Annotated in this window: 25 protein-coding genes; 10 read left to right on the top strand and 15 right to left on the bottom strand. The window is 64.0% G+C overall.

Annotated elements, in window-relative coordinates; translation table 11 throughout:
- Positions 1–78: 78 nt before the first annotated feature.
- Entirely contained in the window at positions 79–474 is a 396-nt protein-coding gene (gene msrB / locus ACWKV7_RS15035) for a peptide-methionine (R)-S-oxide reductase MsrB (protein WP_483858491.1), read from the bottom strand.
- A 158-nt stretch (positions 475–632) separates the two neighbouring features.
- Here msrB and ACWKV7_RS15040 point away from each other — a divergent pair, with 158 nt between their 5' ends.
- From ACWKV7_RS15040 to ACWKV7_RS15055, 4 genes are all read left to right on the top strand, one after another.
- On the top strand, positions 633–1,844 hold the full coding sequence (locus tag ACWKV7_RS15040; RefSeq protein ID WP_483858492.1) for a pyridoxal phosphate-dependent aminotransferase: 1,212 nt from the start codon (positions 633–635) through the stop codon (positions 1,842–1,844).
- A 42-nt stretch (positions 1,845–1,886) separates the two neighbouring features.
- Complete coding sequence (locus ACWKV7_RS15045; protein WP_483858493.1) at positions 1,887–2,339, top strand: hypothetical protein; 453 nt, start codon at positions 1,887–1,889, stop codon at positions 2,337–2,339.
- Between the two features lie 90 nt (positions 2,340–2,429).
- Entirely contained in the window at positions 2,430–3,308 is an 879-nt protein-coding gene (htpX, locus tag ACWKV7_RS15050; protein WP_483858494.1) for a protease HtpX, read from the top strand.
- A 165-nt stretch (positions 3,309–3,473) separates the two neighbouring features.
- Complete coding sequence (locus ACWKV7_RS15055) at positions 3,474–4,241, top strand: DODA-type extradiol aromatic ring-opening family dioxygenase (RefSeq protein WP_483858495.1); 768 nt, start codon at positions 3,474–3,476, stop codon at positions 4,239–4,241.
- Between the two features lie 102 nt (positions 4,242–4,343).
- On the opposite strand, the gene ACWKV7_RS15060 is transcribed toward ACWKV7_RS15055, so the two are convergent.
- Positions 4,344–6,005, bottom strand: a complete 1,662-nt coding sequence (locus ACWKV7_RS15060; protein ID WP_483858496.1) for a DEAD/DEAH box helicase — start codon at positions 6,003–6,005, stop codon at positions 4,344–4,346.
- Between the two features lie 378 nt (positions 6,006–6,383).
- On the opposite strand from ACWKV7_RS15060, the gene ACWKV7_RS15065 reads away from it, so the two are divergent.
- Positions 6,384–7,175 (top strand): crotonase/enoyl-CoA hydratase family protein, encoded by a 792-nt coding sequence (locus ACWKV7_RS15065; protein ID WP_483858497.1) that lies wholly within the window; start codon positions 6,384–6,386, stop codon positions 7,173–7,175.
- A 13-nt stretch (positions 7,176–7,188) separates the two neighbouring features.
- Here the strand turns inward: ACWKV7_RS15065 and ACWKV7_RS15070 are convergent, their stop codons facing one another.
- The 3 genes from ACWKV7_RS15070 to ACWKV7_RS15080 form a co-directional block, all read right to left on the bottom strand.
- Positions 7,189–7,608: a YciI family protein gene (locus ACWKV7_RS15070; RefSeq protein ID WP_483858498.1), complete on the bottom strand. Its 420-nt coding sequence runs from the start codon at positions 7,606–7,608 to the stop codon at positions 7,189–7,191.
- A 28-nt stretch (positions 7,609–7,636) separates the two neighbouring features.
- Positions 7,637–8,053 carry a VOC family protein gene (locus ACWKV7_RS15075; protein WP_483858499.1) on the bottom strand — a complete coding sequence of 139 codons (417 nt, stop codon included), beginning with the start codon at positions 8,051–8,053 and terminating at the stop codon, positions 7,637–7,639.
- A 104-nt stretch (positions 8,054–8,157) separates the two neighbouring features.
- A complete protein-coding gene (locus ACWKV7_RS15080; protein ID WP_483858500.1) occupies positions 8,158–8,916 on the bottom strand; it encodes a spermidine synthase in 759 nt (252 codons plus the stop codon).
- Positions 8,917–9,036: 120 nt separating this feature from the next.
- Between ACWKV7_RS15080 and ACWKV7_RS15085 the strand changes: the two genes are divergently transcribed.
- A complete protein-coding gene (locus tag ACWKV7_RS15085; protein ID WP_483858501.1) occupies positions 9,037–10,383 on the top strand; it encodes a class II 3-deoxy-7-phosphoheptulonate synthase in 1,347 nt (448 codons plus the stop codon).
- Between the two features lie 154 nt (positions 10,384–10,537).
- Positions 10,538–11,290, top strand: a complete 753-nt coding sequence (gene loiP, locus ACWKV7_RS15090) for a metalloprotease LoiP (protein ID WP_483858502.1) — start codon at positions 10,538–10,540, stop codon at positions 11,288–11,290.
- Between the two features lie 122 nt (positions 11,291–11,412).
- On the opposite strand, the gene ACWKV7_RS15095 is transcribed toward loiP, so the two are convergent.
- Genes ACWKV7_RS15095 through ACWKV7_RS15105 form a run of 3 tightly spaced genes read right to left on the bottom strand, consistent with a single transcriptional unit; the run spans position 11,413 to position 13,396 of the window.
- Positions 11,413–12,630, bottom strand: coding sequence for a winged helix-turn-helix domain-containing protein (locus ACWKV7_RS15095; RefSeq protein WP_483858503.1), 1,218 nt, complete (start codon positions 12,628–12,630; stop codon positions 11,413–11,415).
- 35 nt (positions 12,631–12,665) lie between these two features.
- A complete protein-coding gene (locus tag ACWKV7_RS15100) occupies positions 12,666–13,142 on the bottom strand; it encodes a DUF3291 domain-containing protein (protein ID WP_483858504.1) in 477 nt (158 codons plus the stop codon).
- Between the two features lie 17 nt (positions 13,143–13,159).
- Positions 13,160–13,396 (bottom strand): DUF1127 domain-containing protein, encoded by a 237-nt coding sequence (locus ACWKV7_RS15105; RefSeq protein WP_483858505.1) that lies wholly within the window; start codon positions 13,394–13,396, stop codon positions 13,160–13,162.
- A gap of 123 nt (positions 13,397–13,519) precedes the next feature.
- Between ACWKV7_RS15105 and ACWKV7_RS15110 the strand changes: the two genes are divergently transcribed.
- Positions 13,520–14,374 carry a LysR family transcriptional regulator gene (locus ACWKV7_RS15110; RefSeq protein ID WP_483858506.1) on the top strand — a complete coding sequence of 285 codons (855 nt, stop codon included), beginning with the start codon at positions 13,520–13,522 and terminating at the stop codon, positions 14,372–14,374.
- Here the strand turns inward: ACWKV7_RS15110 and ACWKV7_RS15115 are convergent.
- Entirely contained in the window at positions 14,364–15,119 is a 756-nt protein-coding gene (locus ACWKV7_RS15115) for a sulfite exporter TauE/SafE family protein (protein ID WP_483858507.1), read from the bottom strand. The two genes, ACWKV7_RS15110 and ACWKV7_RS15115, sit on opposite strands and share 11 nt — an antisense overlap.
- Before the next feature lie 102 nt (positions 15,120–15,221).
- Between ACWKV7_RS15115 and ACWKV7_RS15120 the strand changes: the two genes are divergently transcribed.
- Entirely contained in the window at positions 15,222–16,178 is a 957-nt protein-coding gene (locus ACWKV7_RS15120; protein WP_483858508.1) for a LysR family transcriptional regulator, read from the top strand.
- A gap of 164 nt (positions 16,179–16,342) precedes the next feature.
- Positions 16,343–16,768: an organic hydroperoxide resistance protein gene (locus tag ACWKV7_RS15125; RefSeq protein WP_483858509.1), complete on the top strand. Its 426-nt coding sequence runs from the start codon at positions 16,343–16,345 to the stop codon at positions 16,766–16,768.
- Positions 16,769–16,889: 121 nt separating this feature from the next.
- Here the strand turns inward: ACWKV7_RS15125 and sucD are convergent, their stop codons facing one another.
- The 6 genes from sucD to ACWKV7_RS15155 form a co-directional block, all read right to left on the bottom strand.
- The gene (gene sucD / locus ACWKV7_RS15130) at positions 16,890–17,771 is read right to left on the bottom strand and encodes a succinate--CoA ligase subunit alpha (protein WP_483858510.1); all 882 of its coding nucleotides are present in this window, start codon (positions 17,769–17,771) and stop codon (positions 16,890–16,892) included.
- Positions 17,771–18,937, bottom strand: a complete 1,167-nt coding sequence (gene sucC / locus ACWKV7_RS15135) for an ADP-forming succinate--CoA ligase subunit beta (RefSeq protein WP_483858511.1) — start codon at positions 18,935–18,937, stop codon at positions 17,771–17,773. Before sucC ends, sucD begins: the two co-directional genes overlap by 1 nt.
- Positions 18,938–19,164: 227 nt before the next feature.
- Positions 19,165–20,601 carry a dihydrolipoyl dehydrogenase gene (gene lpdA, locus ACWKV7_RS15140; protein ID WP_483858512.1) on the bottom strand — a complete coding sequence of 479 codons (1,437 nt, stop codon included), beginning with the start codon at positions 20,599–20,601 and terminating at the stop codon, positions 19,165–19,167.
- Positions 20,602–20,691: 90 nt separating this feature from the next.
- Entirely contained in the window at positions 20,692–21,915 is a 1,224-nt protein-coding gene (odhB, locus tag ACWKV7_RS15145; RefSeq protein WP_483858513.1) for a 2-oxoglutarate dehydrogenase complex dihydrolipoyllysine-residue succinyltransferase, read from the bottom strand.
- A 161-nt stretch (positions 21,916–22,076) separates the two neighbouring features.
- Positions 22,077–24,911, bottom strand: coding sequence for a 2-oxoglutarate dehydrogenase E1 component (locus ACWKV7_RS15150; protein WP_483858514.1), 2,835 nt, complete (start codon positions 24,909–24,911; stop codon positions 22,077–22,079).
- Positions 24,912–25,161: 250 nt separating this feature from the next.
- A complete protein-coding gene (locus ACWKV7_RS15155; RefSeq protein WP_483858515.1) occupies positions 25,162–25,869 on the bottom strand; it encodes a succinate dehydrogenase iron-sulfur subunit in 708 nt (235 codons plus the stop codon).
- Between the last annotated feature and the right edge of the window lie 5 nt (positions 25,870–25,874).

The raw sequence follows: 25,874 nt of genomic DNA on the forward strand, positions 1-25,874 counted from the left end.
TTTATTCGAGGAAAATAACGCCCGCTGATATCGAGACCCAAGCCGGATGGGCCGCCAGGCAGCCCTCCGGCCCACCGGTCACTCGCGGGGCACCAGCTTCAGCGAGGCGGAATTGATGCAGTAGCGCATTCCGGTCGGAGCCGGGCCATCGGGAAACACGTGGCCCAGATGGGCATCACAGCGGGCGCAGCGAACCTCGATGCGATGCATGCCATGGCTGAAGTCATCCAGACTGGCGATTGCCTGCTCGCTCACCGGCTGGAAATAGCTGGGCCAGCCGCTGCCGGAATCGTACTTGGCATCGGAGTCGAACAGCGGCGCATTGCAGCAGGCGCAATGGTAGGTACCGGGGGTCTTGGTGGCGTAGTAGGCACCGGTGAAGGCTCGCTCGGTGCCGCCCAGGCGACAGATATGGAACTGCTCCTCCGGCAACTCCTCGCGCCAGGCCTCCAGGGGTTTCTCAAGCTTTTCCATGGGTAGTCCTCAAGGTGAAAAAAGGCCGACCTGTACCTTTCCCCAGGATCGGGCCGAACGTATGATTCGACCCCAGTCTGTCACCCGCGTTACACCCCTGCCAAGGCTTGCAGATCCGGCGTTTTCCGCGGCGTTCATTCTTCTTCGGGATCATTCACATGCAGGTCAGTAAATCGAACAAGCTCGCCAACGTCTGCTACGACATCCGCGGGCCGGTGCTCAAGCACGCCAAGCGCCTGGAAGAGGAAGGCCACCGCATCCTCAAACTGAACATCGGCAACCCGGCGCCGTTCGGTTTCGAAGCTCCCGAAGAAATCCTCCAGGACGTCATCCGCAACCTGCCAACCGCCCAGGGCTACAGCGATTCCAAGGGCCTGTTCAGCGCACGCAAGGCGGTGATGCAGTATTACCAGCAGAAGCAGGTGGAAGGCGTCGGCATCGAGGACATCTACCTCGGCAATGGTGTCTCCGAACTGATCGTCATGGCCATGCAGGCGCTGCTCAACAACGGCGACGAGGTGCTGATCCCCGCCCCGGACTATCCGCTCTGGACCGCCGCCGTGGCCCTGGCCGGCGGCAAGCCGGTGCACTACCTATGCGATGAGCAGGCCGGCTGGTTTCCCGACATCGCCGACATGCGCGCCAAGATCACGCCGAACACCAAGGCCCTGGTGCTGATCAATCCGAACAACCCGACCGGCGCCGTGTATTCCAAGGCCGTACTGGAAGACATCGTCGAACTGGCACGCCAGCACAACCTGGTGCTGTTCTCCGACGAGATCTACGACAAGATCCTCTATGACGAGGCCCAGCACATCTCTACCGCCTCGCTGGCGCCGGACGTGCTTTGCCTGACGTTCAACGGCCTGTCCAAGTCCTATCGCGTCGCGGGTTTTCGCTCCGGCTGGGTTGCGATTTCCGGACCCAAGCACAAGGCGCAGAGCTATATCGAGGGGCTGGACATCCTCGCCAACATGCGTCTTTGCGCCAACGTACCCAGCCAGCACGCGATCCAGACCGCGCTGGGCGGCTACCAGAGCATCAATGACCTGGTGCTGCCCAACGGCCGCCTGCTGGAACAGCGCAACCGCGCCTGGGAACTGCTCAACGACATTCCCGGCGTCAGCTGCGTGAAGCCGATGGGTGCGCTCTACGCGTTCCCGAAGATCGATCCGAAGGTCTGTCCGATCCACAACGACGAGAAATTCGTACTCGACCTGCTGCTTTCCGAGAAGCTGCTGATCGTCCAGGGCACCGCCTTCAACTGGCCCTGGCCGGACCATTTCCGTGTGGTCACCCTGCCCCGTGTCGACGACCTTGAGCAGGCCATCGGTCGCATCGGCAACTTCCTCAAAAGCTACCGCCAATAAGCGAGGGGCCGCCTGCCGGCCCCTCGCCAGAATTCGAAGCCCATGGATCTGCAAATCGACGATTTCTACAAAGATGCCGCGGCAGGCATGCTGCTGCTCTACCAGGCCTTCCCGCGCAAGATCGCGCTCTACGTGGAAGACCTGATCGGCCGCGAAGAGCCGGACGAGTTCGGCCTGCCGAGCAAGCGCCACCAGAGCTGCCTGGGCGCCCTGCTCTGGCTGGCCGAGGAGGGCTACATCCGCTACGACTCGACCATCCATTACGATGCCCTGGACCAGGCGGTGCTCACCGAGAAGGGCTTCCTGCGCCTGTCCCGCGGCGTGCCCCATGCCGTACGCGACGGCGAGGCGCTGCCGCCCAGCGTGCGGCGTGTGCACTCCACCCTCGCCTATCAATTACGCGAAGCGCTGGCGACCCACCATGGCGAGCGCCTGGCGCGCCTGACGCGATTGCTTTTCGAGAGCACCCTGCAAGGCCCAAGCGACACAGTTTGAAATAGTCGCTCGGTTGAATAGCCAGGGGGGCGGACCTTATATAGCCGGCATAACTCGCATGCCTTTTGCTCTGTAAGGAGACGCTCTGAAATGCGCATTCTGTTGTTCCTGGCCACCAACCTGGCGGTAATCCTGATCGCCAGCATCACCCTCAAGCTGTTGGGTGTCGACAGCTACCTGCAGGGTTCCGGCCTGAACTACGCCAACCTGCTGATCGTCTGCGGCGTGTTCGGCTTCGCCGGCTCGCTGTTCTCGCTGTTCATCTCCAAGTGGATGGCGAAGATGACCACACGCACCGAGGTCATCAGCCAACCGCGCACCCGCCATGAACAGTGGCTGCTGCAGACTGTCGAGCAACTCTCCCGGGAAGCCGGTATCCGCATGCCGGAAGTCGGCATCTTCCCCGCCTACGAAGCCAACGCCTTCGCCACCGGCTGGAACAAGAACGATGCCCTGGTCGCGGTCAGCCAGGGCCTGCTGGAGCGTTTCTCGCCTGACGAAGTGCGCGCCGTGCTGGCCCATGAGATCGGCCACGTAGCCAACGGCGACATGGTCACCCTGGCACTGATCCAGGGCGTGGTGAACACTTTCGTGATGTTCTTCGCCAGAATCTTCGGCAACTTCGTCGACAAGGTCATCCTCAAGAACGAAGAGGGTCATGGCATCGGCTTCTTCGTCGCCACCATCTTTGCCGAACTGGTATTGGGCATCCTGGCAAGCATCATCGTCATGTGGTTCTCCCGCCGGCGCGAGTTCCGCGCCGACGCAGCCGGTGCCCACCTCGCCGGCACCGGCGCGATGATCGGTGCGCTGCAGCGCCTGCAAGCCGAACAGGGCGTGCCGGTGCATATGCCGGACAGCCTGACCGCGTTCGGCATCAACGCGGCGAAGAAGCGCACGTTCGCCGGGCTGTTCATGAGCCACCCGCCGCTGGAAGAACGCATCGAAGCCTTGCGCAACGCCCGCTGAGGGCCCGTGAGAAGAAAGGGCAGCCACGGCTGCCCTTTTTTCTGCCCGCCCGGTTCCACAACCGGCATCAGGCCCGACAAATCGATCATATCGCGCTAGCTTTTGTATTGGATTTGCACCGACAGCGCAGGGACGATGACACCATTCCTTCATCGAGATGCATCCATGCTGCCAAGCCTGTTCATTTCCCACGGATCGCCGATGCTGGCCTTGCAACCGGGTGCCAGCGGCCCGGCGTTGGCCCGGCTGGCTGACGACCTGCCACGCCCGCAGGCGGTACTGGTGGTCTCCGCGCACTGGGAAAGCACGGAACTGCTGATCGGTGCCGGGCGCCGGCCAGACACCTGGCATGACTTCTACGGCTTTCCTGCCGAACTCTACGCGGTGCGCTACCCGGCCCCGGGCGCACCGGAGCTGGCAGCCGAGGTCGCACGCCTGCTGCAGGCGGCAGGCCTCAGCTGTCGCTTCGACCGCGAACGCCCAAGGGACCATGGCGCCTGGGTGCCACTGTTGCTGATGTATCCGCAGGCAGACGTGCCGGTGCTGGAGCTGTCCCTGCCCAGCCGCATGGGACCTGCGTTCCAGACCTGCATCGGGCATGCGTTGGCCACGCTGCGGAAGAACGGCGTGCTGCTGATCGGCTCCGGCAGCATTACCCACAACCTGGGCGAACTGAACTGGCAGGCGGAGCCCGAGATTGCCGAGCCCTGGGCCGAGGAGTTTCGCGATTGGATGGTCGCCAAGCTGGCCGCGAACGACACCGCCGCGCTGCACGACTACCGCCGCCAGGCGCCCTCGGCGGCGCGCAATCATCCCAGCGACGAGCACCTGTTGCCGCTCTTCTTCGCCCGCGGCGCGGGTGGCGACTTCGCAGTGGTGCATCAAGGTTTCACCCTGGCAGCACTGGGCATGGACATCTACCGGTTCGGCTGAGGGCCCACTCCCCAGCGGTCATTCGCCAACCGCCCTCGACAACCCGGCGAAAACAAAAAAGCCCCGTCTCGCGACGGGGCTTTTTCTAGGCTCGGAGAGGCATCAATCCTCGCGATAGCGACGCAGCTTGAGCTGCTTGCCGGCTACACGGGTGTCCTTGAGCTTGCCGAGCAGACGATCCAACCCTTCTTCCGGCAGCTCGATGAGGCTGAAGGTTTCGCGGATCTGGATGCGGCCAATGGCTTCGCGGGCCAGGCCACCCTCATTGAGGATGGCGCCGAGCAGGTTCTTCGCTGCGATGCCGTCGCGCGCGCCGAGGGCGGTACGGCAGCGGGCGCGACCTTCGGCCAGCGGCACCGGCGCACGGCGCTCGCGGTATTCGCCGCGCTCGCCGGAGCGTTCGCTGCGCTCGCGCGGGGCGCTCGGCACCAGCGGCTGTTCGCGCTCCACTTCCGCCAGGGTCAGTGCCTGGCCATTGGTGGCCTTGCGCAGCAGCGCCGACGCCAGGGCGCGCGGGCTGCAACCGAGGTCGGCGATCAGGCGGTCGAGCAGATCGCCATGGGTCGCCTCCGCCTCGGCCACCAGCGGCTTCAGGCTGCTGGTGAGCTTCTTGATACGCGCATCCAGGACCTGTTGCGGGTCAGGCAGGCGCACCTCGCCGACCTTCTGCCCGGTGACGCGCTCGATCACCTGCAGCATGCGCCGCTCGCGCGGGGTTACCAGCAGCAGCGCGCGGCCATCGCGACCTGCACGACCGGTACGACCGATACGGTGCACGTAGGATTCGGGGTCATACGGCATGTCCACATTGAGCACATGGGTGATGCGCGGAACGTCCAGGCCACGGGCGGCGACGTCGGTCGCGACAACGATATCCAGGCGGCCGTCCTTCAGCGAGTCGATCACCCGCTCGCGCTGGTTCTGGGCGATATCGCCGTTCAGCGCAGCGGCTTTGTAGCCCTTGGCTTCAAGGGCGCTGGCCAGGTCCAGGGTGGCCTGCTTGGTACGCACGAACGCGATCAGCGCGTCAAATTCCTCGACTTCCAGCAGGCGCAGCACGGCGTTGATCTTCTGATCGGCATGCACCATCAGATGGGCCTGCTCGATGCGGGCGACGGTCTGGGTCTTGGCGGCAATCTTGATGTGCTGCGGATTGCGTAGGTGCTTCTCGGCGATGGCACGGATCGAGTGCGGCAGCGTCGCGGAGAACAACACGCTCTGGCGGCTTTCCGGCATGGCCTGGAAGATCACTTCCAGGTCGTCCATGAAGCCAAGCTTGAGCATCTCGTCCGCTTCGTCGAGTACCAGGTACTGGATGGTGGACAGGACCTTCTCATCGCGACGCAGGTGGTCGACCAAGCGACCAGGGGTCGCCACGATCACCTGGGCGCCCTGGCGGATGGCCTTGAGCTGCGGGCCCATGGGTGCGCCGCCGTAGACGGCGACCACAGTGAGTCCGGGCATCTGCTTGGAATAGGTTTCGAACGCGGTGGCCACCTGCAGGGCCAGCTCGCGGGTCGGAGCAAGGATCAACGCCTGCGGCTCACGCTTGGCCGGGTCGATTTTCGACAGCAGCGGCAAGGCGAAGGCGGCGGTCTTGCCGGTACCGGTCTGGGCCTGGCCGATCATGTCGTGGCCGGCGAGAATGACCGGTATGGCCTGTTCCTGGATCGGGGAAGGCTCTTCGTAGCCGACCGCCGTCAGGGCAGCGAGAATATTGGGGTGAAGTCCGAGCGCGGCGAAGCCGCCGATTTCCTGGGTCATGGGTCTGCCTCAAGTGCATCCGCAAAGACCCATGTTCCAAAGCTGCGCATGCCGTGTAAGACCCGAAGGTCACCCTGGCAGCTCGGTCGGCGAGTATTTGCGAAAACGGATGAATGAAACGTCAAGGGTAGCTCGCTTGGCGAGCTGGCCGCCGAAGGCTGGCTTCGGGAGTAGAGCACGTACCTGAACGCGGCCAGTTCAACGGCCGGCGCGCACTATACCGGAAAAACCTGACTGACGCGTGGGTTTTTCTCTTCATTGCGACAAAGCGCCGCGATACGACGGACAGTCGACCATCGTCTCGACCGCTGTTTTGGACAAGCCCCGCCTGGCTGGCTATACCCCTTGGGTCGTTTCATTTTGCCGGGGGGTAGCCAGATGTCTCAGAACGCCAGTAGCCGTGTCAGCCGCGAAAAGCGCGGCCATGTCCTGATGATCGGACTGGACCGGGTCGCCAAACGCAATGCCTTCGATCTCGAGTTGCTGAACCAACTCTGCCTGGCCTACGGCGAGTTCGAGCGCGACGACGAGACCCGGGTGGCGCTGGTCTTCGCCCATGGCGAGCACTTCACGGCCGGCCTGGATCTCGCCAACATCGGCCCGGTGTTCGCCGCCGGCTGGCAGGTGCCCGACGGTGGCTGCGACCCCTGGGGCGTGTTCGGCGGCCCGCGCACCCGCAAGCCGGTGATCGTTGCCGTCCAGGGCTACTGCTTCACCATCGGCATCGAACTGATGCTGGCCTCGGATATCAACCTCTGCGCCAGCAACACCCGTTTCGCCCAGATGGAGGTACAACGCGGCATCTTCCCCTTTGGCGGCGCCACCTTGCGCATGCACCAGCACGCCGGCTGGGGCAATGCCATGCGCTGGTTGCTGACCGGCGATGCCTTCGATGCCCAGGAGGCCTACCGCCTCGGACTGGTCCAGGAAGTCATGGCCAGCGAAGACCTGATGGATCGCGCACTGGCCCTGGCCGAACGGGTTGCGGCGCAAGCCCCGTTGGGCGTCCAGGCTACGCTGGCCTCCGCTCGCCAGGCCGTGCGCGAGGGCGCCGATGCCGCCGCTGGCGCGTTGCCGCAAACCATGCGCCGACTGATGGCCAGCGACGACGCCCAGGAAGGCGTGCGCGCGATGATCGAGCGCCGCCCCGGAGACTTCACGGGTCGCTGAGCGAACCCTTGGCTCAGCGACCGGAGTGTGCCGCCTGCATCTCGGTAAAGCCGGCGGCGGCCTCTTGCACATCGGCGGGGAAGTCCTCCATCTCGAACACCTGGCGCACCTCGATCACTTCGTTGTCGGAGGCCGGGCAGCGCTTGGCCCACTCGATGGCCTCGTCCTTCGATTGCACCTGGATCATCCAGTAGCCACCGAGCACCTCGCGGGTTTCGATGAAGGGGCCATCCGTGACCGTCGGCTTGCCGCCGGCGAACGATACCCGCGCACCGGAGGCCGGTGGATGCAACCCGTCCAGCGCCACCAGCACGCCCGCCTCCTGCAGCGCCTCGTTGTATTTCATCATCGCGGCCACCGCTTCCGGCTCGGGCGTGGTACCGAGCGCGGCGAGTTCGTAACCCTTTGGAATCATCAGCATCATGAAACGCATCGTGCTCTCTCCTTTTAAACGAGCGAGGTCATTCGCCAACCGTGTTGATCATCCAGGACATGCCGAAACGGTCTTTGACCATGCCGAAGCAAGGCGACCAGAAGGTCTTGCCCAGAGGCATTTTCACTTCTCCCCCAGCTGCCAGCGCCGTGAACAAGCGATCCGCCTGCTGGGCATCGTCGGGATTCAGCGACAGCGAGAATCCCTCGAATCCGGCCGCATCGCCACCGCAACCATCCGATGCCATGAGGCGGGTCTCGCCGATACGCCAGCAGCAATGCATGATCTTGTCCTCGAAGCCCGCCGGCACCGCCCCCGGAGGCAGCGGCTCGGGGCTCTCGGAAAAGCGCAGCAACTCCTCCACTTCGGCACCGACGGCGGTGCGATAGAACTCCAGCGCCTCTTCGCAGCGGCCGTTGAAGAATAGATAGGCTTGCACAAACATGGCTTTGCTCCTTTCTCGGTAATCGAATCGCGGCTCCTTCGAGAGCCGTTCACTACCTAGTCGATGAAAGGAGCAGCAGATCGACAGCGGCACCGAAATTATTTTCAGGTTGCCGCGCGTAGCACATCGATCAGCGGCTGCAAGCTATAGCCCAACCGCGGCGCCAGGGCCTGCGCCCGCGCCGCCAGCCCCTCGCGATCGAGGGTTTGCTCCAGATCCGCCGGCACCAGCAGGATGACGTTGCCCTCCTTCACCGGGATTTCCCAGTAGTGCCGGTGGTAGAGCCCGCGCAGCAACGCCGCGCCGAGTGGCTTGCCTTCGTCGTTGGTCCACTGGTTGATCACCAGCCAGCCGCCGGGGTTGAGACGCTTCTGGCAATCCTCCAGAAAGCGCCAGGCCAAATGCCCCGCCGCCGGCCCGGTGTCGGTATACAGATCGACGAAGATCAGGTCGGCCGGCTCGGCGCTGCCGAGCAACTGGGTGGCATCGCCGATGCGCACATACAGGCGCGGGTCGTCGGCCAGGCCGAGGTGTTCCATGGCCAGGCGTGGGACATCGGGGCGCAGCTCGATGGCCTCCACGTCTTCCAGCGGCAGGAACTGCAGACAAGCCTGGGTCAGGGTACCGGCACCCAGGCCGAGGAACAGGGCGCTCTCGGGCGCCTCGTGACAGAGTGCGCCGAGCAGCATGGCGCGGGTGTAGTCATACTCCAGCCAGCTCGGATCGCTGACGAACACACAGCTCTGCTCCACCGCTTCGCCGAACTCCAGAAAGCGGTAGTCGCCGATTTCCAGTACCTGGATCAGACCGAAGTCATCGCGCACCTCGGCGATGACCTTCTCTTCTTTGCCCTGCAAATCCATCCGCCCGCCCCTCTTTCGAACGCTGGCATCTTAACAGCGTCATGCACGGGGTCTATCACAACCCTGGAGACCTATCGGTTACCATGCCTGGCATTGCCGAACCATTGAGACAGAGCCGCGATGAGCCAGACCTGGAGCCCCGAAAGCTGGAGAAGCAAGCCGATCCAGCAGCAACCCGAATACCCCGACGCCGCCCACCTGGCACAAGTAGAGCGCACCCTGGCAGGCTATCCGCCGTTGGTGTTCGCCGGAGAAGCACGGGAGCTGCGCCGGCAGTTCGCCGAGGTCACCCAGGGCCGCGCGTTCCTGCTGCAGGGTGGCGATTGCGCCGAGAGCTTCGCCGAATTCTCCGCGGCCAAGATCCGCGACACCTTCAAGGTACTGCTGCAGATGGCCATCGTCATGACCTTCGCCGCCGGCTGCCCGGTGGTGAAGGTCGGGCGCATGGCCGGGCAGTTCGCCAAGCCGCGCTCGGCCGGCGATGAAACCCAGGACGGCATCACCTTGCCGGCCTACCGCGGCGACATCGTCAACGGCATCGGCTTCGACGAGAAAAGCCGGGTGCCGGACCCGGAACGCCTGTTGCAGGCGTATCACCAGTCCACCGCCAGCCTCAACCTGCTGCGCGCCTTTGCCCAGGGCGGCTTCGCCGACCTGCACCAGGTGCATAAATGGAATCTCGATTTCATCGCCAATTCAGCGCTGGCGGAAAAATACAGTCAGTTGGCCGACCGCATCGACGAGACCCTGGCTTTCATGCGGGCCTGCGGCCTGGACACCGCGCCGCAGTTGCGCGAAACCGGCTTCTTCACAGCCCATGAGGCGCTGCTGCTGAACTACGAGCAAGCCTTCGTGCGCAGGGACAGCCTTACCGGCGGCTGGTACGACTGCTCCGCGCATATGCTGTGGATCGGCGACCGAACCCGCCAGGTGGACGGTGCCCACGTAGAGTTCCTGCGTGGCGTCGGCAACCCCATCGGCGTGAAGGTCGGGCCGAGCATGACCGACGAAGATCTGATACGCCTGATCGACATTCTCAACCCGGACAACGACCCCGGCCGCCTCAACCTGATCGTGCGCATGGGTGCGGACAAGGTGGAGGCCGGCCTGCCACGGCTGATCCGCACCGTGCAGCGCGAAGGCCGCCAGGTGCTGTGGAGCTCCGACCCCATGCACGGAAACACCATCAAGGCCTCCAGCGGCTACAAGACCCGCGATTTCGCGCAGATCCTTGCCGAGGTGAAGCAGTTCTTCGCGGTGCACCAGGCCGAGGGCAGCTATGCCGGCGGCATCCATATCGAGATGACCGGGCAGAACGTCACCGAGTGCATCGGCGGCGCCCGGCCGATTACCGAAGACGGCCTGTCCGATCGCTACCACACCCATTGCGACCCGCGCATGAACGCCGACCAGTCGCTGGAGTTGGCCTTCCTGATCGCCGAAACCCTGAAGCAGGTACGGCGCTGACCTCCGCATGAAAGTTGCGAAGCAGGTCTCGAAAGTGAGACCTGCTTCAGCGACCCGTCATGGCGATGTGCCCACAATCGCCCCGCGCCAGCCCCAGCGCGGCGCCCACGACATTCCAGACCTTCCGGATCTTTTCCCTCCAAGGATGATGCGCATGAAATTGCAAGCCTCCCTCTCCGCCCTCGCCCTCGCCACCCTGCTCGCCGGCTGCCAGAACATGACGCCGGACGCGATGCTGCAAACCGGCATGATGGCCATGAAAGCAGCCACCCTGAGCGACGCGGAAGTCAAGCAAATGGCCGACCAGGCCTGCGTCGAGATGGATGCCCAGGCCCCGATCGCCGGCCCGGACAGCCAGTACAGCCAGCGCCTGGCGAAGATCGCCAGCAACCTCGGCAGCGAAGTGAACGGCACCCCGGTCAACTACAAGGTGTATCTGACCGACGACGTCAACGCCTGGGCCATGGCCAACGGTTGCGTGCGCGTCTACAGCGGCCTGATGGACCTGATGACCGACAACGAAGTGGAAGGCGTGCTCGGTCACGAGATGGGCCACGTTGCCCTCGGCCACACCAAGAAGGCGATGCAGACCGCCTACGCCACCAACGTCGCCCGCAATGCCGCCGCCTACTCGGGCAACAACGCCGTCGCGGCGCTGTCCAGCTCGCAGCTCGGCGAGCTGGGCGAAGAGCTGATCAACGCCCAGTTTTCCCAGTCCCAGGAAAGCGACGCCGACGACTTCTCCTTCGACCTGCTGACTCGCCGCAACATCAAACGCGAGGGCCTGGTCACCGCTTTCGAGAAGCTGGCGCAGTTGAGCGGCGGCGAGAGCAGCATGTTCTCCTCCCACCCGGGTTCGAAGGATCGCGCCGATCACATCCGCACGCGCATCGCCTCCAGCAAATAAACCGCACCAACAGGCGGCCGGCGCCTTTCTTGCCCGCATGGGCAACGACGTCGCCGGCAGCCTCCCGGCTGGCCGGATCCACCCGGATCGCCGCTTCTATCGAACCAGGCCACCACCCAGGCTCAGCCGCGAAGCAACGGCCGCAGGCGCGAAGCGGTAGCCGAGGGGCAGTTCAGCGCGACATCCGCCAACCCCAGCCAGCCCGCCATGCGGCGCAGTTCATTCACCAGCGCCACACACCCCGCCTCCCCCAGCCCCTGCCTTTCTTCGTGCACGGCATGCACCGCCAGACGTCCATGGGCACGTTCGGCGCGCAGGTCGACCCGGGCAGCCAGGCGCTCATCGTGCAGGAACGGCAGCACGTAGTAGCCATAGAGGCGCTTGTGCGCCGGCGTATAGATTTCCAGCCGATAGTGAAAGTCGAACAATCGCTCGATACGGGCCCGCTCCCAGACCAGCGAATCGAACGGCGAAAGCAGCGCGCTGGCGCCAACCTTGCGCAACAGCTTCGGCTCGCCGGCGCAATAAGCGGGCTTGTCCCAACCCTGCACCTGCACCGCCAGCAGCTCGCCGCTCTCCAGCAACTCGGCCAACCGGGCACGGCTGTCAGCGGGATCGAGACGGTAGTAGTCGCGCAGATCCTTTTCCGTCGCCACGCCCAGCGCCTGGGCCGAACGCAGCAGCAACTGGCGCTGCGCGTCGGCCTCGTCGGGCGTCGGCAGATTGAGCACCGCAGCGGGAAGTACCCGCTCGGGCAGATCATAGAGCCGCTCGAAGCCGCGACGCCCGGCCACGGTTACTTCGCCAGCCGCGAACAGCCACTCGAGAGCCTGCTTTTCCACACTCCAGTCCCACCACGGCCCGGCCCGCTCCGCGCGGGTGGTCAAACTGCCCGCACCAAGCGGCCCCTGCTCCCTTACCGCTTGCAAGACCCGGCGAATAACATCCTGTCGCTCGCGGCCGAACTGTGCCATCTGTCGGTAGATACCCTGCCCGTTGGCCGCGCGTGCCATGCGCCAGCGCATCAGCGGCTGTAGCGCCAGCGGCAGCAGCGAGGCTTCGTGCCCCCAGTACTCGAACAACGCCCGTTGCCGCCCGACGCTCCAAGCCGCCTGCTCCAGGAGTTTCTGCGGGTAGGGACCAAGGCGGGAGAACAGCGGCAGATAGTGCGAGCGCACCAGCGCATTCACCGAATCGATCTGCACCACGCCAAGCCGCTCGATGGTCTTGTGCAGGTGCGCAGCCTTGATTGCGGCAGACGGCCGGCGACCACCGAAGCCCTGGGCGGACAAAGCCAGGCGACGAGCCTGCCTGAGAGACAGCGACAATGCCGGGGGCATCCGTACTCCAAAGCCGCCGATGCGGCACAAGCGATTCAGGCCGGCTGCGGTGCGACCGACGCCGTCGGTGCCGGGAACGGTCGGGCGAAGTTGAAGGCCTGCTCGGTGGCCCCCTGCTCCTCCATGTGCGTCAAGGCTCGCAGAGCGTCTTGCGGCGTTGGCAAGCAGCCCGCCGGGATCCACCAAAGCGCCAGGTGGGGGAGCGCGAGCTTGGCGAACCAGTTCTTCTTGCTGCGCAGTACACTCAGGTGATCGCCCTGGTAAACGTAGGCTTTGAGCGCCTCGAGCGACTCCCAGACGGACAGGTTGACGACCATCAGCGGATCATCGAACACGCGGATAGCCGTGGCGTCGCCGTCATCATCCTTGAGCCGCCAGATAAACCCCGGGCTGCGCTCGGCCAGGGCGTTGATGTACTCCAACTGATCGACAAAGCCTTGCATCAATGGGGCATCCAGCGGAGCCAGGGCCTTGGCCACATTCACTTGGGCCAGATGGTAGTGCTGCGTCATCGCTGCCTTCCTTTTCGTTAGCGCTTGAGTGGATCATCCCAGAACGGCCGCTCGCTTTCGGCCTGCACATCGAGGCGACTGATGCCCAGGTCCTTCAGGGCCGCCTCACTGAGCGAGGCCAGTTGGCGGCGCTGGCGATGCAATTCGCCCCAACGCCGCAGCAGTTGCCAAGCCGCCGACAGATAGTTAAGCGCCTGCAGTTCCAGTCTGCGCGGCAGCGCCGGCGCCATTGCGTAACCTTTTTGCGATTTCATCGTCAAGCCCTCCATTCACTGAAGCGCCACCACTCGGCGCTTCAGGCTTGGCGACAGTGTCGCGCCGGGCTTAAGATCAATCAAACGAATGTTTCTTATGTCTTGCATCTCGGAGATTGATGAATGACCACTTACCCCAGCATCGACAGCGAACTGCTGCGTACCTTCGTCGCCATCGCTGACGAAGGTGGCTTTACCCGCGCGGCCGAGGTGGTCAACCGCACCCAGTCGGCCGTGAGCATGCAGATGAAGCGTCTGGAAGAAGACGTGCTCAAGCGCCCGCTGTTCCAGCGCGATGGTCGCCAGTTGAGCCTGACCGCCGAGGGCCAGGTCCTGCTGGGGTATGCGCGGCGCATTCTCAAGCTGCACGGCGAGGTGCTCACCACCCTACGGGAACCGCACATGGTCGGCGTGGTACGCATCGGCACCCCGGACGACTACGTGATGCGTTTCCTGCCGGGCATTCTCTCGCGCTTCGCCCAGGCCTACCCGCTGGTGCAGGTGGAAGTGCACTGCGAGCCGTCCTATCAACTGCTGCAGCGCCAGGACCTGGATCTGACCATCGTTACCCGCGAACCGGGTAACGAGATCGGCCAACTCCTGCGCAAGGAGCCCATCGTCTGGGCCGAAGCCTCCGGATTCAGCCCCCACGAGCAGACACCAATGCCGTTGGCGATGTTCAACAGCGAGTGCTTCTGCCGCACCTGGGCCTGCAACGGCCTCGACGCACGGGATCGCGCCTACCGTATCGCCTACACCAGCCCCAGCCTGTCGGCCATCATGGCGGTGGTCAGTGCCGGCTTGGCGGTAACCGCCCAGTTGCAGAGCCTGATCACCAGTGACATGCGCATCCTGGGCGAAGCCGAAGGTCTGCCCACCATGCCCTCGGCGAGCATCGTGCTGCTGCGCAATGTGCGCAGCCAGTCGCAGGTCACCGAATGCCTGGCCGAGCACATAGCCGAAGGCTTCATGCTCTGACCGCCAACCCTATTGCGCAGAGCAGCAGAAAGCCGCAGAACAGCAGACGTAACCAGCGCTCCGGCAACCCATGTGCCAGACGCACGCCCCAACCGATGCTGAGTAGGCCGCCCGCCGCCAAGGGCACGCCCTGCAACCAGTTGACCTGCCCATGCAGGCCATAGGTAATCAGCGTCACGCCCGTGCTGGGTGCGGCCAGGGCGAGGGAAAGCCCTTGAGCGACCACCTGGCTGACGCCGAACAGCGCCGTCAATACCGGCGTAGCCAGCACCGCTCCACCCACGCCGAACAAGCCGCCTAGCAACCCCGCGCCGGCGCCCAACCCAGTCAGCCAAGGCCAGGGGTAGCGCAGCCGCGTGCCTCCGGGCGGGCTCCCCACCCACACCTTGAACAGGTTGTAGGCCACCAGCACGAGCAGGAAAGCTACGAAGGCCAGGCGCATGCGCGCGGCATCCCATAGCACCGCCCAGTGCGCGCCTAACCACGCCAAGCAGAATGCCGGCAGGGCCAGCGCCAAGGCATGGCGGAGATCGATGCGGTTGCGCTGGTGATAGCGCCACAGCGCAAGCAGTACATTGGGCACTACCATCACCAGCGCGGTCCCCTGGGCCAGTTGTTGATCGAGGCCATAGAGCACACCCAGCGCCGGAATGGCTACCAACCCACCGCCGATCCCGAACAGCCCGCCCAGGCCGCCCAACACCAGTCCCAGCATCAGGTTCAGTGCTACTTCGAGCAGATTCATTGGCACTCCTTCCTCACTGCCCGGCATGCTATTCAGCAGCGGTTGGCACGGAAACGCATAGCAGCGCAAAATGGCTTTGCCGATTACGCATAAAGAGCCGCCGTGAATCCCGACACCCTTACCGATCAACTCGTGCTGTTTCTCGACGTGCTGGACAGCGGCAGCTTTTCCGCGGCAGCACGCCGCCATCCGCTGACCCCGTCGGCGGTGGCCCGGCGCATGGACACGCTGGAGCGCTCTCTCGGCAGCACGCTGTTCCTGCGCAGCACCCATGCGCTGCGCCCCACGCCGGCCGGGCTGGCCTTTGCCGAGCGAGCCAGGCGCATCCTTGCCGAACTGCGCCTGGCGCGAGCCGAGGCGGTCTCCCTGAGCAGCGCACCGGAGGGCCTGATCCGCATCGACGCACCGGCACCCTTCGGTCGCCGGCGGCTCGCGCCGGTCATCGCCGAGTTCCTGGTGGCCTATCCGGGGCTGGACGTGCAACTGCGGCTGATCGACAGCTTCGTCGACCTGCACGGCGAGCACTTGGGCGAAGTCGACCTGGTGTTGCGCATCGGACCGTTGGCCGATACCCGCCTGGTGGCCACGCCGCTGGCACCGCTGGTGCGGGTGGTCTGCGCCAGCCCGGACTACCTGCAGCGCCGGGGCATTCCCCGCGAGCCCAGCGAGCTGACGGAACATGATGGCCTCGACTGGGACGCCCTCGCCCCGCCCTATGCCTGGCGCTTCGAGCATGACGGCAAGCTGCAGGTGTTCCGCCCGCAACGCTCGCGAATGACCGCGAACAATGCCGAGACCCTGCTGTTCGCCGTCCTCGCCGGCCTTGGCATCGCCCACCTGCCAACCTGGCTGATCAGCGAGCATCTGCTGCGCGGCGAACTGGTGCCGCTATTCTGCGAAGGCGGCCTGCCGGCGGCCGAACCCAGCAGTATCTACGCGCTACGGCTGGAGCGGGAAACCAGCTCGCGTACTCGCCTGCTGCTGGCCTTTCTCCAGGAACGCTTCGGCGACCCGCCGCCATGGGATCGCGCCTTGCAGAGCGGCATGGCCGCGCTGTAGTCGCCCAGCGCCTGACGGAATGCGGAAGCATCCCGTCAGGCCAGCGAACAGCCCCGGCCCGAATTTACCTTGCGCACAAACCAATTCAGAGATATTGTTTCCTCGCAATTAATTAGCGCGCAAATATATTGCGCTAAAATAACCGACCCAAGAGGCCACGTCCCATGTCTATTGAAAATGTTCTCTACCGCGCCTATGCAAAAGCCACCGGCGGCCGCGATGGACGCGCCATCTCCTCCGATGGCGTGCTCGACGTCAGCCTGGCCACCCCCCGCGAACTCGGCGGCGCTGGCGGCCAGGGCACCAACCCCGAGCAACTGTTCGCCGCCGGTTACTCGGCCTGCTTCCTGGGAGCCCTGAAGTTCGTCGCCGCGCGTGACAAGCACTCGCTCTCCCCCGACACCTGGATCGAAGGCATCGTCGGCATCGGTGCCATACCCAACGGTTTCGGCATCGAGGTGGAACTGAAGATCACTCTGCCCGGCATGGACCGCGAGGAAGCCCGGCAACTGATCGACAAGGCCCACAGCGTCTGCCCTTACTCCAACGCCACCCGCGGCAACATCGACGTCACCCTGACGCTGGTCTGAGGGTTCGCTGCGCGCTCAAATAGCGCGCAAACAAAAATGCCCGTATCGAACGATACGGGCATTTTTTGGTTGGCGGCTCGCGATGCGTGGGTCGCGAGCCGCCCTCAATCGGCGCGAACGCTTACTTGAGGTTCCACCCAGTCAGCTCGGCCAGGGCCTTGCCGATGTCAGCCAGGGAACGCACGGTTTTCACACCGGCGTCCTGCAGGGCGGCGAACTTCTCGTCCGCAGTGCCCTTGCCACCGGAAATGATGGCGCCGGCATGGCCCATGCGCTTGCCCGGAGGGGCAGTCACGCCGGCAATGTAGGACACCACCGGCTTGGTCACGTTGGCCTTGATGTAGGCAGCCGCTTCTTCCTCGGCGGAACCACCGATCTCGCCGATCATGACGATGGCTTCGGTCTGCGGGTCTTCCTGGAACAGCTTGAGGATGTCGATGAAGTTGGAGCCAGGGATCGGGTCGCCGCCGATGCCCACGCAAGTGGACTGGCCGAAACCGGCGTCGGTGGTCTGCTTCACGGCTTCATAGGTCAGGGTGCCGGAGCGCGACACGATACCGACCTTACCCGGCAGGTGGATGTGACCGGGCATGATGCCGATCTTGCACTCGCCGGGAGTGATCACGCCCGGGCAGTTCGGGCCGATCAGGCGTACGCCCAGCTCGTCGCACTTGACCTTGGCATCCAGCATGTCGAGGGTCGGGATGCCTTCGGTGATGCAGACGATCAGCTTGATGCCGCCGAATGCAGCCTCCAGGATCGAGTCCTTGCAGAACGGAGCCGGAACGTAGATCACCGAGGCTTCAGCGCCGGTGGCTTCCACGGCTTCCTTGACGGTGTTGAACACCGGCAGGCCCAGGTGGGTGGTGCCGCCCTTGCCGGGGGTCACGCCGCCAACCATCTTGGTGCCGTAGGCGATGGCTTGCTCGGAGTGGAAAGTGCCCTGCGAGCCGGTGAAGCCCTGGCAGATGACCTTGGTGTCTTTATTGATCAGGATGCTCATTACTTGCCCTCCGCGGCCTTGACGACCTGCTGGGCAGCGTCTGTCAGGCTGGTCGCCGCGATGATGTTCAAACCGCTCTCAGCCAGTACCTTGGCGCCCAGTTCGGCATTGTTGCCTTCCAGACGAACCACGACCGGAACCTTCACGCCGACTTCCTTCACCGCGCCGATGATGCCTTCGGCAATCATGTCGCAGCGCACGATGCCGCCGAAGATGTTCACCAGCACGGCTTTCACATTGCTGTCGGAGAGGATGATCTTGAACGCTTCGGTCACACGTTCCTTGGTCGCACCGCCGCCCACGTCGAGGAAGTTGGCCGGCTTGCCGCCGTGCAGGTTGACGATGTCCATGGTGCCCATGGCCAGGCCAGCACCATTGACCATGCAGCCGATGCTGCCTTCCAGCGCGACGTAGTTCAGTTCCCACTTCTGCGCATGGGCTTCACGAGCATCGTCCTGGGACGGATCGTGCATGGCGCGCAGCTTGGGCTGACGGTACATGGCGTTGCTGTCGATGTTGATCTTGGCATCCAGGCAATGCAGGTTGCCGTCTTTCTTGATCACCAGCGGGTTCACTTCGAGCAGGGCCAGGTCGTAGTCCTGGAACAGCTTGGCGAGGCCAACGAAGATGTGGGTGAACTGCTTGATCTGGTCGCCGGAGAGGCCCAGCTGGAACGCCAGCTCACGACCTTGATACGGCTGGGCGCCGACCAGCGGGTCGATGGTGGCCTTGAGGATCTTCTCGGGAGTGTCGTGGGCGACTTTCTCGATGTCCACGCCACCTTCGGTGGAAGCCATGAAAACGATGCGACGGCTGGAGCGATCGACCACGGCGCCGAGGTACAGCTCCTTGTCGATGTCAGTGCAGGATTCGACCAGGATCTTGCTGACCGGCTGACCATTGGCGTCTGTCTGGTAGGTCACCAGACGCTTGCCCAGCCACTGAGCGGCGAACGCCTTGGCGTCGTCCTTGCTCTTGACCAGCTTTACGCCACCCGCCTTGCCGCGGCCACCGGCGTGAACCTGGGCCTTGACCACCCACATGTCACCGCCAATCTTGTCGCAGGCTTCTGCGGCTTCTTCCGGGGTGTCTACGGCGAAACCCTTGGATACGGGCAGGCCGTATTCGGCGAACAGCTGCTTACCCTGATACTCGTGAAGATTCATGCTTATCTACCGTCTTCGTTTAGGTATTGCGCATTCGGCGCTGCACTTGTGGTGCCGCGCCACCTGTGACTGTCTTTGAATGGACAGTCCGACGGACGTTCCGCGGCGAGCCCAAGACTCGCGACGGGCAGTCCACCGTGGTTTTCTTATTATTCTCTTCGTCCTGCACCGGCCGCGCAGGCGGGCCGGCATGGCGAGCCCGCTACGTCGGGCTCGCCTGTCGCTCCTCAGCGCTTCTTGCGATTGGCGATGTGGATGGCGTGGCCATTCACCGCCAGGGCCGCTTCGTGCAGCGCTTCGGACAGCGTCGGGTGCGAGAACACCATCATGCCCAGGTCTTCGGCACTGGTGCCGAATTCCATGCCGATGGCGCCCTGCTGTACCAGCTCGGCGGCGCTCGGGCCGATCACGTGCACACCGAGCACGCGGTCGGTCTTGGCGTCGGCGATGACCTTCACCAGGCCGGCGGTGTCGTTGGCGGCCATGGCGCGGCCGCTGGCGGCGAAGGGGAAGGTGCCGACGTTGACTTCGACGCCCTCGGCCTTGAGCGCCTGCTCGGTCTTGCCGACCCAGGCGATTTCCGGATGGGTGTAGATCACCGACGGGATCAGGTCATAGTTCATCTGCGCCTTGTGGCCGGCGATACGCTCGGCGACCATCACGCCCTCTTCCGAGGCCTTGTGGGCCAGCATGGCGCCACGCACCACGTCGCCGATGGCGTAGACGCCCGGCACGCTGGTAGCGCAGTAGTCATCGACGTAGATGAAGCCGCGCTCGTCCATGTCAACGCCGCTGTCGGAGGCCAGCAGGTCGGTGGTGACCGGACGACGGCCGACCGCGACGATCAGCTTGTCGAAGGTCATCTTCTGCTCGCCTTCGGCGTCGGTGAAGCTGACGGTGACTTGCTTCTTCTTCACTTCCGAGCCGGTGACGCGCGCGCCCAGGCGGATCTTCAGGCCCTGCTTGGTCAGCACCTTCAGGGCCTCCTTGGCGATCTGCTCGTCAGCCGCCGGGAGGAACTTGTCCATGGCTTCGATCACGGTGACTTCGGCGCCCAGGCGAGCCCAGACGGAGCCCAGCTCGAGGCCGATCACGCCGGCACCGATCACGCCCAGCTTCTTCGGCACGGCCTGGAATTCCAGGGCGCCGGTGGAATCGACGATGACGTCCTGGTCGACCGGAGCCGGCGGGATGTCCACCGGCTTGGAGCCGGAGGCGAGAATCACGTTCTCGGCCTGGATGACCTGGGTCTTGCCGTCCATGCCGGTCACTTCGACCTGCTTGCCGGCCAGCAGCTTGCCGTGGCCTTCCAGCAGGGTCACGCCATTGGCCTTGAACAAGGTGCTGACGCCGCCGGTCAGGTTCTTCACGATGCTGCTCTTGCGCGCAATCATCGCCGGCACGTCGATGGTGACGCCCTTGGCTTCGATACCGTGGATTTTGAAGCCTTCATGGGCCTCGTGGTACTTGTAGGAGCTGTCCAGCAGTGCCTTGGACGGGATGCAGCCGACGTTCAGGCAAGTACCACCGAGGGCGATCTTGCCGTCCTTGTCCTGGTATTTCTCGATGCAGGCGGTCTTCAGACCGAGCTGGGCGGCCTTGATCGCTGCTACATAGCCACCAGGGCCGGCACCGATAACCACCACGTCGAATTTCTGGGTCATAACTCTTTCCTTCTTGGTAGCTTGAAGCGGGAAACTCACGGCGGGAGACCGGAGGCATAGACGCCTCCGACCCCAGCTTCCAGCTATCTGTTAGATATCCAGCAGCAGACGCGCCGGGTCTTCCAGCAGGTCCTTGATGGTGACCAGGAAACTCACCGCTTCCTTGCCGTCGATCAGACGGTGGTCGTAAGACAGGGCCAGGTACATCATCGGCAGGATCACGACCTGGCCGTTCACCGCCATCGGCCGCTCCTGGATCTTGTGCATGCCAAGGATAGCGGTCTGCGGCGGGTTGACGATCGGGGTGGAGAGCAGCGAACCGAACACGCCTCCGTTGGAAATGGTGAAGGTGCCGCCAGTCATGTCCTCGATGGTCAGCTTGCCGTCTTTGGCCTTCTTGCCATAACCGGCGATGGTGCCTTCGATTTCCGCCAGGCTCATCTGCTCGGCATTACGCAGCACCGGAACCACCAAGCCACGGTCGCTGGACACGGCGACGCCGATGTCCTGGTAACCGTGATAGACGATGTCGTTACCGTCGATGGAGGCGTTAACCCCGGGGAAGCGCTTCAGCGCCTCGGTGGCGGCCTTGACGAAGAAGGACATGAAGCCCAGGCGCACGCCGTTGTGGGTCTTCTCGAAGAGATCCTTGTACTTGCTGCGCAGGTCCATGACCGGCTTCATGTTGACCTCGTTGAAGGTGGTCAGCATGGCCATGGAGGATTGCGCTTCGACCAGACGCTCGGCGACTTTCGCACGTAGACGGGTCATCGGTACGCGCTTCTCGACGCGCTCGCCAGCGGCGAACACCGGTGCGCTGGCAGCCGGTGCAGCGGCCTTGGCCGGGGCCGGCGCGGCGGCCGGAGCATTCTTCTTCGCTTCGACGGCGGCGACCACGTCTTCCTTGGTTACGCGCCCGCCCTTGCCGGTACCGGCGATGCTGTTCGGGTCGATGCCGTTCTCTTCGGCCAGCTTGCGCGCGGCCGGGGACAGGATCTGCTCGTCGCCGGCCGCAGGGGCGGCGGCTTGCGCGGCAGGCGCGGCGGCCGGTGCAGCAGCCGGAGCGGCGGCGACGGCGCCGGCCTCGACGACGGCGATCACCTCTTCGGAAAGCACGGTGTCGCCTTCGTTCTTCAGCACCTTGGCGAGCACGCCGTCGGCCGGGGCCACCACTTCCAGAACGACCTTGTCGGTCTCGATGTCGACCAGCAATTCGTCACGCTTGACTGCTTCGCCCGGCTTCTTGTGCCAGGTGGCAACGGTGCCGTCGGCAACCGATTCCGGGAAAGTGGGGGCTTTGATCTCGATAGCCATTCTCAGGGGTTCCTATTGATTCGGTTTCTTCTTCGAGACAACTGCAAAGCTGCTGCGCTCAAGGTTTCTCTGAGGGAAACAGGCTGGTGCATTTTCCCAGCCTGTTTCCTTCCTGTTCCACGTTGCTCGCTGCGCTTCGCCTCGGCCTCTTTACGAAGGCGTTAAACAGTAAAGGCGTCTTGCAGCAATTTTTCCTGCTGTTCGGCATGCAAAGAGGCATAGCCCGCTGCCGGAGCAGCCGATGCATCGCGACCGGCGTACTGCAGGAACAGCTCCTTCTTGTGCGCCGCAGCGACACGGCGCATGTGGTGCTGACTGCAGTACCAGGCGCCCTGGTTCATGGGTTCTTCCTGGCACCAGACGATGTGCTTGAGGTTCTTGTACGGTGCCAGCGCCTCGGCCAGGTCTTCTTCCGGGAACGGATAGAGCTGCTCGATGCGCACGATGGCGATGTCGTCGCGACCCTCGGCGCGGCGCTTTTCCAGCAGGTCGTAGTAGACCTTGCCGCTGCACAGCACCAGCCGCTCGACTTTCTTCGCATCCTGCTGGTCGACTTCGCCGATGACCGTCTGGAACGAACCCTCGGCCAGATCCTCCAGCGTCGAGATGGCCAGTTTATGGCGCAGCAGCGACTTGGGCGTCAGCGCAACCAACGGCTTGCGCAGCGGGCGAATCACCTGGCGACGCAGCATGTGGTAGACCTGCGCCGGCGTGGTCGGCACGCAGACCTGGATGTTGTGCTCGGCGCACAGCTGCAGGTAGCGCTCCAGGCGCGCGGAGGAGTGCTCCGGCCCCTGCCCTTCATAGCCATGCGGCAGCAGCATGGTAAGACCGCACAGGCGGCCCCACTTGTGCTCGCCGCTGGTGATGAACTGGTCGATCACCACCTGGGCGCCGTTGGCGAAGTCGCCGAACTGGGCTTCCCAGATCACCAGCGCGTTCGGCGTGGTGGTGGAATAACCGTATTCGAAGGCCAGCACGGCTTCCTCGGACAGGTAGGAGTCGTACAGGTCAAAACGCGGCTGCGCCTGGTACAGATGCTTGAGCGGCAGGTAGGTGCTGGCGTCCTTCTGGTTGTGCAGTACCGCGTGGCGGTGCGAGAAGGTGCCGCGACCGACATCCTGACCGGTGATGCGGATCGGATGGCCCTCAAACAGCAAGGTCGCGTAGGCCATGGTCTCGGCATAACCCCAGTTGATCGGCAGCGCGCCGACTGTCATCTTCTGGCGGTCTTCGAGAATCTTCGCCACCTGGCGCTGCACGACGAAACCTTCCGGGATTTCCAGCAGCTTGCCGGCCAGTTCCTGCAGGGTCTTCAGTTCGAAGCGGGTGTCATGGCGAGCGGTCCAGGCATGGCCCAGGTACGGGCGCCAGTCGACGAAAAGCTCCTTGTTCGGCTCCTTGACCAGGCTCTTGACCACATGCAGCCCGTTGTCGAGCGCATTGCGATAGTCGTCGACCTTGCTCTGCACGCGCTCGCCATCGAGGCTGCCGGCCTGCATCAGTACATCCGCGTACAGCTCGCGGGTGGTGCGCTGCTTGGCGATCTGCTGGTACATCAGCGGCTGGGTGCCACTGGGCTCATCGGCCTCGTTGTGGCCGCGGCGGCGGTAGCAGACCAGATCGATGACCACATCGCGCTTGAACTGCATGCGATAGTCGACCGCCAGTTGGGTGACGAACAGCACCGCTTCCGGGTCGTCGCCATTCACGTGGAAGATCGGCGCCTGGATCATCTTCGCCACGTCGGTGGCGTATTCGGTGGAGCGCGCATCTTCCGGACGGCTGGTGGTGAAGCCGACCTGGTTGTTGATCACGACGTGGATGGTGCCGCCCGTCTTGTAGCCGCGGGTCTGCGACATCTGGAAGGTTTCCATCACCACGCCCTGGCCGGCGAAGGCCGCATCGCCATGCAGCGATACCGGCAATACCTTGTCGCCGATGGTGTCGTTGCGACGGTCCTGGCGGGCACGTACCGACCCCTCGACCACCGGAGAAACGATCTCCAGGTGCGACGGGTTGAACGCCAGCGCCAGGTGGACCTCGCCACCTGGGGTCATGACGTTGGAAGAGAAGCCCTGATGGTACTTCACGTCGCCGGAGCCGAGCTCGACCAGCTTCTTCTTGCCTTCGAACTCGTCGAACAGGTCGCGCGGGTTCTTGCCGAAGGTGTTGACCAGTACGTTCAGGCGGCCGCGGTGGGCCATGCCGATGACGATTTCCTTGGTGCCGTAGGAGCCCGAGCGCTGGATCACTTCGTCCAGCAGCGGGATCAGGCTCTCGCCGCCCTCCAGGCCGAAACGCTTGGTGCCCGGATACTTGGTGCCAAGGTATTTCTCCAGGCCTTCGGCAGCGGTGAGGCGCTCCAGCAGGTGGCTTTGCACCTCGGCGGAGTACACCGGGCGACCGCGAACGCTTTCCAGGCGCTGGGCGAACCAGTTGCGCTGCTCGGAGTCGACGATATGGGTGAACTCGGCACCGATGGTGCGGCAGTAGGTCTGCTGCAGGGTGTCGTGGATCTCGCGAAGGGTCGCCTCTTCCTTGCCGATGAACAGGCCGCCGGTACGGAAGGTGGTGTCGAGATCGGCGTCGGTCAGTCCGTAGTGGTTGATCGACAGGTCTGCCGGCGCGGGGCGCTGCCAGAGGCCCAGCGGATCGAGCTGAGCGGCCTGATGACCGCGCATGCGATATGCCTGAATCAAGCGCAGGACTTCCACCTGCTTCTTCTCGTGCTCGCTGCTCACCGCACCGGCGGATACCGGCTGGGCGCGACGCTGGTTCTTCGCCAGCAGCACGAAGTGGTCGCGTACGGTGGAGTGCGGAACGTCGGTGGCGGGGTTGCCGTCTGCGGGCAACTTCTGGAAGTAGGTGCGCCACTCTTCGGGCACAGCGTTGGGATCGTGCAGGTAAAGCTCATAGAGCTCTTCCACGTAGGCAGCGTTACCACCGGATAGGTGGGCACTGTCCCACATGCGCTGCATCACGCTTTCTTGCATGCTAGGTCACCCTCGGTAAGGGGACACCACCGGCGTGGAAACCGCATGAACCTTGTCCAAGTCCTGAAGCAGCGACTCGGTAAAGCCACCACGGATCCCGCAGATAGTCCGGGTACCAGCCCGGATGCCCCTGCTGGTCAACAAATTTTTCAAAGTAAGAGCCGTGCCTTGTGGGCTGCGGCTCTGGTTAAAACTACGGCGCCGAGGTCGGTCCGGCGCCGCAGGTGTCACGGGTGAAGCAACGTGCGTATCAGGTACCGCTTTGCAGCAGCATGTTGCGCACATGACCAATGGCTTTGGTCGGGTTCAAGCCTTTCGGGCAAACGCTGACGCAGTTCATGATGCCGCGGCAGCGGAACACGCTGAACGGATCGTCAAGCGCAGCCAGACGCTCTTCGGTCTTGGTATCGCGGCTGTCGGCCAGGAAGCGATAGGCCTGCAGCAACGCAGCGGGACCGAGGAACTTGTCCGGGTTCCACCAGAACGACGGGCAGGAAGTCGAGCAACAGGCGCACAGGATGCACTCGTACAGACCATCCAGCTTCTCGCGCTCTTCCGGGGTTTGCAGACGCTCGATGGCCGGGGCCGGCGTATCGTTCTGCAGGAACGGCTTCACCTTCTCGTATTGCTTGTAGAAGATGCTCATATCGACCACGAGGTCACGGATGACCGGCAAACCGGGCAGCGGGCGGATCACCAGCTTGCCGCCCTTGAGGCCGGCCGCGGACAGCGGGGTGATGCAGGCCAGGCCGTTCTTGCCGTTGATGTTCATGCCGTCGGAGCCGCAGACGCCTTCGCGACAGGAGCGCCGATAGGAAAAGCCCTCGTCCTGCTCCTTGATCAGGGCCAGTACGTCGAGGACCATGATGTCCTTGCCGCCGGTATCGACCTGGAAGTCCTGCATGAACGGCGCAGCGTCCTGTTCCGGGTTGTAGCGGTAAACACTGACTTGCAACATATCGG

It is taken from the genome of Zestomonas ipomoeae (genome assembly GCF_057128665.1).

Coding starts and splice junctions, on each gene's coding strand:
- ACWKV7_RS15115 (WP_483858507.1), bottom strand. CDS start 15,119: ATGAATCTGCTCGAAGTAGCACTGAACCTGATGCTGGGACTGGTGTTG.
- ACWKV7_RS15060 (WP_483858496.1), bottom strand. CDS start 6,005: ATGACCCAGGAAATCGGCGGCTTCGCCGCGCTCGGACTTCACCCCAAT.
- sucC (WP_483858511.1), bottom strand. CDS start 18,937: ATGAATCTTCACGAGTATCAGGGTAAGCAGCTGTTCGCCGAATACGGC.
- ACWKV7_RS15085 (WP_483858501.1), top strand. CDS start 9,037: ATGAGCCAGACCTGGAGCCCCGAAAGCTGGAGAAGCAAGCCGATCCAG.
- ACWKV7_RS15110 (WP_483858506.1), top strand. CDS start 13,520: ATGACCACTTACCCCAGCATCGACAGCGAACTGCTGCGTACCTTCGTC.
- ACWKV7_RS15055 (WP_483858495.1), top strand. CDS start 3,474: ATGCTGCCAAGCCTGTTCATTTCCCACGGATCGCCGATGCTGGCCTTG.
- ACWKV7_RS15155 (WP_483858515.1), bottom strand. CDS start 25,869: ATGTTGCAAGTCAGTGTTTACCGCTACAACCCGGAACAGGACGCTGCG.
- odhB (WP_483858513.1), bottom strand. CDS start 21,915: ATGGCTATCGAGATCAAAGCCCCCACTTTCCCGGAATCGGTTGCCGAC.
- ACWKV7_RS15040 (WP_483858492.1), top strand. CDS start 633: ATGCAGGTCAGTAAATCGAACAAGCTCGCCAACGTCTGCTACGACATC.
- ACWKV7_RS15080 (WP_483858500.1), bottom strand. CDS start 8,916: ATGGATTTGCAGGGCAAAGAAGAGAAGGTCATCGCCGAGGTGCGCGAT.
- ACWKV7_RS15075 (WP_483858499.1), bottom strand. CDS start 8,053: ATGTTTGTGCAAGCCTATCTATTCTTCAACGGCCGCTGCGAAGAGGCG.
- loiP (WP_483858502.1), top strand. CDS start 10,538: ATGAAATTGCAAGCCTCCCTCTCCGCCCTCGCCCTCGCCACCCTGCTC.
- htpX (WP_483858494.1), top strand. CDS start 2,430: ATGCGCATTCTGTTGTTCCTGGCCACCAACCTGGCGGTAATCCTGATC.
- lpdA (WP_483858512.1), bottom strand. CDS start 20,601: ATGACCCAGAAATTCGACGTGGTGGTTATCGGTGCCGGCCCTGGTGGC.
- ACWKV7_RS15100 (WP_483858504.1), bottom strand. CDS start 13,142: ATGACGCAGCACTACCATCTGGCCCAAGTGAATGTGGCCAAGGCCCTG.
- sucD (WP_483858510.1), bottom strand. CDS start 17,771: ATGAGCATCCTGATCAATAAAGACACCAAGGTCATCTGCCAGGGCTTC.
- ACWKV7_RS15150 (WP_483858514.1), bottom strand. CDS start 24,911: ATGCAAGAAAGCGTGATGCAGCGCATGTGGGACAGTGCCCACCTATCC.
- ACWKV7_RS15095 (WP_483858503.1), bottom strand. CDS start 12,630: ATGCCCCCGGCATTGTCGCTGTCTCTCAGGCAGGCTCGTCGCCTGGCT.
- ACWKV7_RS15070 (WP_483858498.1), bottom strand. CDS start 7,608: ATGCGTTTCATGATGCTGATGATTCCAAAGGGTTACGAACTCGCCGCG.
- ACWKV7_RS15065 (WP_483858497.1), top strand. CDS start 6,384: ATGTCTCAGAACGCCAGTAGCCGTGTCAGCCGCGAAAAGCGCGGCCAT.
- ACWKV7_RS15045 (WP_483858493.1), top strand. CDS start 1,887: ATGGATCTGCAAATCGACGATTTCTACAAAGATGCCGCGGCAGGCATG.
- ACWKV7_RS15125 (WP_483858509.1), top strand. CDS start 16,343: ATGTCTATTGAAAATGTTCTCTACCGCGCCTATGCAAAAGCCACCGGC.
- msrB (WP_483858491.1), bottom strand. CDS start 474: ATGGAAAAGCTTGAGAAACCCCTGGAGGCCTGGCGCGAGGAGTTGCCG.
- ACWKV7_RS15105 (WP_483858505.1), bottom strand. CDS start 13,396: ATGAAATCGCAAAAAGGTTACGCAATGGCGCCGGCGCTGCCGCGCAGA.